Genomic DNA, 5,738 nt, shown 5'->3' on the forward strand with positions numbered 1-5,738 from the left:
CTGAAAAGCCTTATCAGTGGAAACGTCCTTGACAGAACATTCAGGTCAGGCGACAAGGCAGAGGTCCCCGAGATGGAAGAGAAAGAGATGCAATTTCTCTATAAGGAAGGGGAAAACTATTATTTCATGGACGAGAATACCTACGAGCAGCTCTTTGTCAACGAAAAGAGCCTCGGCGATACAAAAAATTATCTTAAAGACGGCCTGGTGCTAACAATACTCTTCTATAAGGGAAACGCCATAGGGGTGGATATTCAGAATTTTGTCGTCCTGACAATTGTCGAGACGGAACCGGGCATCAAGGGCGACACAGCCCAGAATGCCTCAAAACCGGCATTACTGGAAACAGGTTACACGATTCAGGTCCCTCTTTTCGTTGAAGAAGGGGATGCGGTCAGGATCGATACGAGAACCGGTCAATACATCGAAAGGGTTTTAAAATAGGAGAACCATGCTGATCACGTTCGAAGGTATAGAGGGAAGCGGGAAAACAACCCAGATCGAGTTTCTCTATAATCATCTGAAGAAAGAAGGGTATGAGGTCATAAAGACCCGCGAGCCGGGAGGCACTGCATTCGGGGAAGCGCTGAGGAGGATCTTTCTTCACGAAAACCTCAACGTCCTGCCTCTCTCTGAGCTGCTGGTATTTATGGCCATGAGGGCGCAACATGTGGAGGAGCTTATAATGCCGGCGTTAAAGGACGGCAAGGTCGTCCTTTGCGACAGGTTCGTAGACGCAAGCTATGCATACCAGGGTTACGGCAGGGGCATAGACCTGGGGATTATTGAAACACTGAACCGACTTGTTACAAAAGGGATCAGACCTAACCTGACCATCCTCCTTGATTGCCCTGTCAATAAGGGGTTGCAAAGAAAGGCCGCTTTTAATAATGTAATGGACAGATTCGAGAAAGAAGACATTGCCTTTCATCAAAGGATAAAAAACGCCTACCTGAAACTTTCCAGGGAAGAGCCGAAGAGGTTTCTTATCGTTGACGGCAAAAAACGCGTTGAAGACATAGAGATCCTTATAAGAAAAAATGTGGAGAACCTTCTGAAGAACTATGGGATTTGAAGAGATCATCGGTCATGAAAAACAGAAAAATCTCCTTTTGTCTTTTTTAAAACACGAAAGGATGCCCCATGCATTTTTATTCAGCGGTCAGGATGGCATCGGAAAGAAAAAAACAGCCCTCGAATTCGTAAAACACATCCTCTGCGAACACGGAAAGGGCTGCGGGACCTGCAAGGCCTGTGTCAGAATTGACCGGGGGAGCCATCCCGATCTTATAATCCTGCCGAGGCAGGGGAGTGAGACCTCTATCGGTATCGATTTTATCAGAGGGAATGAGGAAAAAAAGATCCGGGGCATCAATCAGGAGATCTATGAATACCCGTACGAGGGTAAAAAACGGGCGATCATCATCGACAGCGCGGACAACCTCACCCGTGAGGCGGCAAATGCCCTTCTGAAAACACTCGAAGAACCTCCACCCTTTAATATCTTTTTCCTTATCACCGCGTCTGAAGAGGAGATCCCCCATACAATACGGTCCCGCTGCTCAAGGGTCTCTTTCACTGCCCTCCGGCAGGAACAATTAAAGCGCTATTTTACAGACGTTCTCCGGCTTGACGACACCCGGGCTGAAACCCTCTCCCTAATCTCCCATGGCAGTATCGGCGCGGGAATCTTCTGGTTGGAAAAGGATAATTTTCAGATGAGAAACGGGCTGGTGGAATTGATCACCGGAAAACATAAAAGTTTCCTCAACACAACGCTTCTGTCTGAAAGGATCACCAAAACCGGCGATGGGGTTACGGTATACCTGTCATTCCTCCTTTCTCTTTTCAGGGATATCTTCGTCTTCAATATTTCACAGGACTCGTCGATGATAATTAACCGGGATATCAAAGATATTCTTGAACTCGAAAGGGTTGACCTCCGGTGGATCGAAGAGTCGATCAAAAGAATTCAGGAAACGATCCGCATTATGCGTTATAATGTAAACAAATGGCTGATCTTTGAAAACTTACTTCTCCATATCACGAGGCATGTATGAAAAGTTGTTATGTAAGCATAGACAGACTGACCGGCGTAATAGAGATGGAAGCGCCTGACGATATCAAGATAGGTGACCATGTAATCTGCGAGATCGATAAAGGCACGTGCCTTGGCGTTGTCCTTACCGAACCACTCGAAACAAACAAGACAGGATTAAAAAAGATTACAAGAAAAACCATTGAAAACGAGATCAACGAATACAGGGCATTGAGGGAAAAGGAACGATCAGTCTTTAATTTTTGTAAACAGAAGATCCAGGAAATGAAGCTGCCGATGAAACTCCTCAACGCTGAATATCTGTTCGGAGGTACGAAACTCATCTTCTATTTCATCTCTGAGAGCAGGGTTGACTTCCGGGAACTCGTCAAGGAACTGGCAAAGGAGTTCAAGATCAGGATCGAACTGAGACAGGTCGGCGTCCGGGATGAGGCAAAGATCATAGGGGGACTCGGCAATTGCGGCAATGTCGTTTGCTGCAGGAGATTCCTGAACAACTTCTCCATAGTATCCATAAAGATGGTCAAGGAACAGAGCCTGGCGCTGAACCCGTCAAAGATCTCCGGGATATGCGGGCGATTGATGTGCTGTCTCGCCTACGAATACAACACCTATATAGATTCCAAAAAAGACTTTCCGAAAATAGGTAAAAGGGTCACTGTCCCTCAGGGAGAGGGAAAGGTCGTGAAACATAATACCCTGAACTTTACCATAACCGTTCAACTCGACGACGGCAAAGAGGTCACGCTGGCCCTGAAGGATATAGTGAAATGAACAAGAGATACTACATAACAACCCCTATCTATTATATCAACGATGTCCCTCACATCGGCCATGCTTACACAACCATTGCGGCGGATATTATGTCACGCTACAAAAGACTCTGCGGATATGACGTCTTCTTTCTTACGGGCACCGACGAACACGGCCAGAAGGTTGAAAAGGCCGCGGAGAAGCACGGGATCCATCCAAAAGAGCTTGCCGACAGGATGGTCAAGAGGTTCACGGACCTATGGCAGGTGCTCAATATATCCAATACGGGCTTTATCAGAACAACGGAGGAACGGCACAAAAAGGTTGTTCAGTACATGTTCGAAAAGGCGTACGAAAACGGGGATATCTATCTCGACACATATGAAGACTGGTACTGCGTCCCCTGTGAGAGCTATTTTACCGATCTCCAGCTCAAGGATGGGCTCTGCCCTGACTGTCTCAGGAAACCGGAGAAGCTGAAAGAGGAAAGCTTCTTTTTCAGGCTGTCGAAATACACGGACAGGCTCATGCTCCTCCTGGAGGAACAGAAAGACTTCGTCATACCCGAGATCAGGTACAACGAGGTTGCGAGTTTTGTAAAAGGCGGTCTGCGGGATTTAAGCGTAAGCAGGACCAGCTTCTCCTGGGGCATCCCGGTACCGGTGCAGGAAAAACATATCGTCTATGTCTGGTTTGATGCACTCACCAATTACATCACAGGTATCGGTTTTCTCGACGATCCGGATCAATTCAACAGATACTGGCCCTGTGATGCCCATCTGATAGGGAAAGACATCCTGCGATTTCACGCTGTATACTGGCCGAGTTTTCTTATGTCCATTGGCGTGGAACCGCCGAAACATGTCGTTGCCCACGGCTGGTGGACAATAGAAGGACAGAAGATGTCAAAATCTCTTGGCAACGTTATTGACCCCTATGAGATTATAAAAACCTATGGTGTTGACGAGTTCAGGTTTTTCCTCTTCAGGGAAGTTCCTTTCGGGTCAGACGGGGATTTTTCAAGACATGCCATCATACACAGGATCAACGGGGACCTTGCGAACGACTTCGGAAATCTTACGAGCAGAAGCGTCACTATGATAGGAAAATTTCTCCAGGGAAAGATAGAGAGACCCGAAAAGAAAGGCGGCATGGACGAATATGTTGAAGAAAACGTCAGGAAACTCATCGACGAGTACCAGAAAGAGATGGACGTCTTTGCGTACCATAAGGCACTTCACAACGTCTTCGAGATCATATCGATCCTCAACAAGTATATAGATTCCGAGGCCCCATGGAAACTCTCCAAAGAGGGTGATGTAAGGATCAAGACGGTGCTCTACAACATCTGGAACAGCTTGCGGATAGTGTCAATGCTCCTCTACCCCTTTATGCCGCAGAAATCAGAAGCCATCCGGAAGGCCCTCGGCGTGGGGACATCTTTTGAAGAGGTCCTTTTTGATAATGAGAAACAGTTCTATTATCCCGGCGATATATCGCGTATTGACAAGATAGCCCCTGTCTTCCCGAGGATCGAGGGCTAAGATGCCCTTTGTCTCATTACAAAAGACCCTCGCAAAGGTTCTGAAAGAAAATAAGATAACAGGAGATCTGGACCTCTTCAGAATCTTCCCGATGTGGAGTGATATCGTAGGAGATAAGACGGCACAACATACAAGACCGGCAAGGATAAAAGGCCATATCCTCTATATAGAGGTTGATGATCCCATGTGGCTTACACAACTTAAATATATGAAGATCGATATCCTTGAAAAGATAGACATGAAGATCAAAAAGGATGCCTTTAAAGACCTGCGCTTTTTTCTCAAACCAACCTGCTAATAAAACCGTAAGGCGTGAAGCGTTAGGAGTTTAAAACCTTTCACCTTTCACGTTTCACCTTTCACTTTTTTGCTATCTCTGATCTTACAGCATCCAGGACCTGTCTGTACGGGATATTTCTCTCTTCCGAGATCCTCTTCACGTCTTCAAACTCGATGTGTGTCTTTATAAGTGTTCCCCCGGCATCAAAGCCGCTTTTAATCCTTACAGGACCAAAGGATGTCTCTAAGGATCGCTCCTCTCTCCTCAACACCCTTCTTTGTTCCCTGATCAGCCTCATCCCGAATGTCGTTGTCTCCTGAAAAACCTTTTCAACTAAGTACTGCACCCTGTCTGCGGGTGCCGTAACAGAGAGTCGTATGCCCAGCCTCCCCTTTTTCATATAGACCGGAAAATAGAGGACATCGAGGGCCCCTTCGTTACGGATCCTCTCGGCAACTGCCCCGATATATTCCATCTCCATGTCGTCGAGGTCAACCTCAATGAGCCATACCTCTTCATCGGAGAGCGGCTCGCCTGACTCACCTATGAATATCCTGAGGGCATCCGGTTTATCTGTCGCATAGGACCCGACCCCATATCCGATTGTATCCATGTTGAATGGCGGGACGCTGTCCCTGTTCTTCGTATAATATCTCGCTATCGCCGCGCCGGTTGGTGTTGTCAGCTCCAGCGGCTCGTCAAGAAAGAGGACATTATAGCCGCTGAGGATCTCCAGTGTTACAGGGGGAGGATTCGGTATGATCCCATGTGAAGTCCTGATCATCCCGCGCCCGAGAGGAACGGGCCCGCAGAAGACCCGGTCAATGCCGAAATAATGTACGCCCTTTGCAACAGATACGAGATCGATCAAGGTATCTACATGGGACAGTTCATGGAGGTGGAGTTCATCCCTTGTCGTTCCGTGGACCTTGGCTTCTCCATCCAGGATGATGCCGAGCATGCCGCGGGCATCTCTTCTGATAGCATCCTCAACCTTCAATCCATCAATGATCTCTTCCATCTCCCTCACGGTCAGGTGCCGGTCGCTCTCCCCGATCTCAAGATGGATACCCTTGATCATTCCCTGCGCCTTCTGAACAGG

At 47.5% G+C, this 5,738-nt stretch carries 7 protein-coding genes; 6 read left to right on the top strand and 1 reads right to left on the bottom strand.

Annotated features, from left to right (window positions below; all coding sequences use genetic code 11):
• The 6 genes from efp to PHU49_13625 form a co-directional block, all read left to right on the top strand.
• On the top strand, window positions 1-444 hold a 444-nt coding region (gene efp, locus PHU49_13600), incomplete at its 5' end, for an elongation factor P (GenBank protein MDD5245039.1).
• Window positions 445-451: 7 nt separating this feature from the next.
• A complete protein-coding gene (tmk, locus tag PHU49_13605; GenBank protein ID MDD5245040.1) occupies window positions 452-1,075 on the top strand; it encodes a dTMP kinase in 624 nt (207 codons plus the stop codon).
• Window positions 1,065-2,060 carry a DNA polymerase III subunit delta' gene (gene holB, locus PHU49_13610; protein ID MDD5245041.1) on the top strand — a complete coding sequence of 332 codons (996 nt, stop codon included), beginning with the start codon at window positions 1,065-1,067 and terminating at the stop codon, window positions 2,058-2,060. Before tmk ends, holB begins: the two co-directional genes overlap by 11 nt.
• The gene (ricT, locus tag PHU49_13615; protein ID MDD5245042.1) at window positions 2,057-2,833 is read left to right on the top strand and encodes a regulatory iron-sulfur-containing complex subunit RicT; all 777 of its coding nucleotides are present in this window, start codon (window positions 2,057-2,059) and stop codon (window positions 2,831-2,833) included. Before holB ends, ricT begins: the two co-directional genes overlap by 4 nt.
• A complete protein-coding gene (metG, locus tag PHU49_13620) occupies window positions 2,830-4,356 on the top strand; it encodes a methionine--tRNA ligase (protein MDD5245043.1) in 1,527 nt (508 codons plus the stop codon). Before ricT ends, metG begins: the two co-directional genes overlap by 4 nt.
• Before the next feature lies 1 nt (window position 4,357).
• Complete coding sequence (locus PHU49_13625) at window positions 4,358-4,654, top strand: DUF721 domain-containing protein (protein MDD5245044.1); 297 nt, start codon at window positions 4,358-4,360, stop codon at window positions 4,652-4,654.
• A gap of 61 nt (window positions 4,655-4,715) precedes the next feature.
• Here the strand turns inward: PHU49_13625 and PHU49_13630 are convergent.
• Window positions 4,716-5,738: LarC family nickel insertion protein (locus tag PHU49_13630; GenBank protein ID MDD5245045.1), on the bottom strand; the 1,023-nt coding region annotated here is incomplete at its 5' end.

The sequence above is a fragment of the Syntrophorhabdaceae bacterium genome, assembly GCA_028713955.1.
Lineage (GTDB): Bacteria > Desulfobacterota > Syntrophorhabdia > Syntrophorhabdales > Syntrophorhabdaceae > UBA5609.

Coding starts and splice junctions, on each gene's coding strand:
- tmk (MDD5245040.1), top strand. CDS start 452: ATGCTGATCACGTTCGAAGGTATAGAGGGAAGCGGGAAAACAACCCAG.
- holB (MDD5245041.1), top strand. CDS start 1,065: ATGGGATTTGAAGAGATCATCGGTCATGAAAAACAGAAAAATCTCCTT.
- ricT (MDD5245042.1), top strand. CDS start 2,057: ATGAAAAGTTGTTATGTAAGCATAGACAGACTGACCGGCGTAATAGAG.
- metG (MDD5245043.1), top strand. CDS start 2,830: ATGAACAAGAGATACTACATAACAACCCCTATCTATTATATCAACGAT.
- PHU49_13625 (MDD5245044.1), top strand. CDS start 4,358: ATGCCCTTTGTCTCATTACAAAAGACCCTCGCAAAGGTTCTGAAAGAA.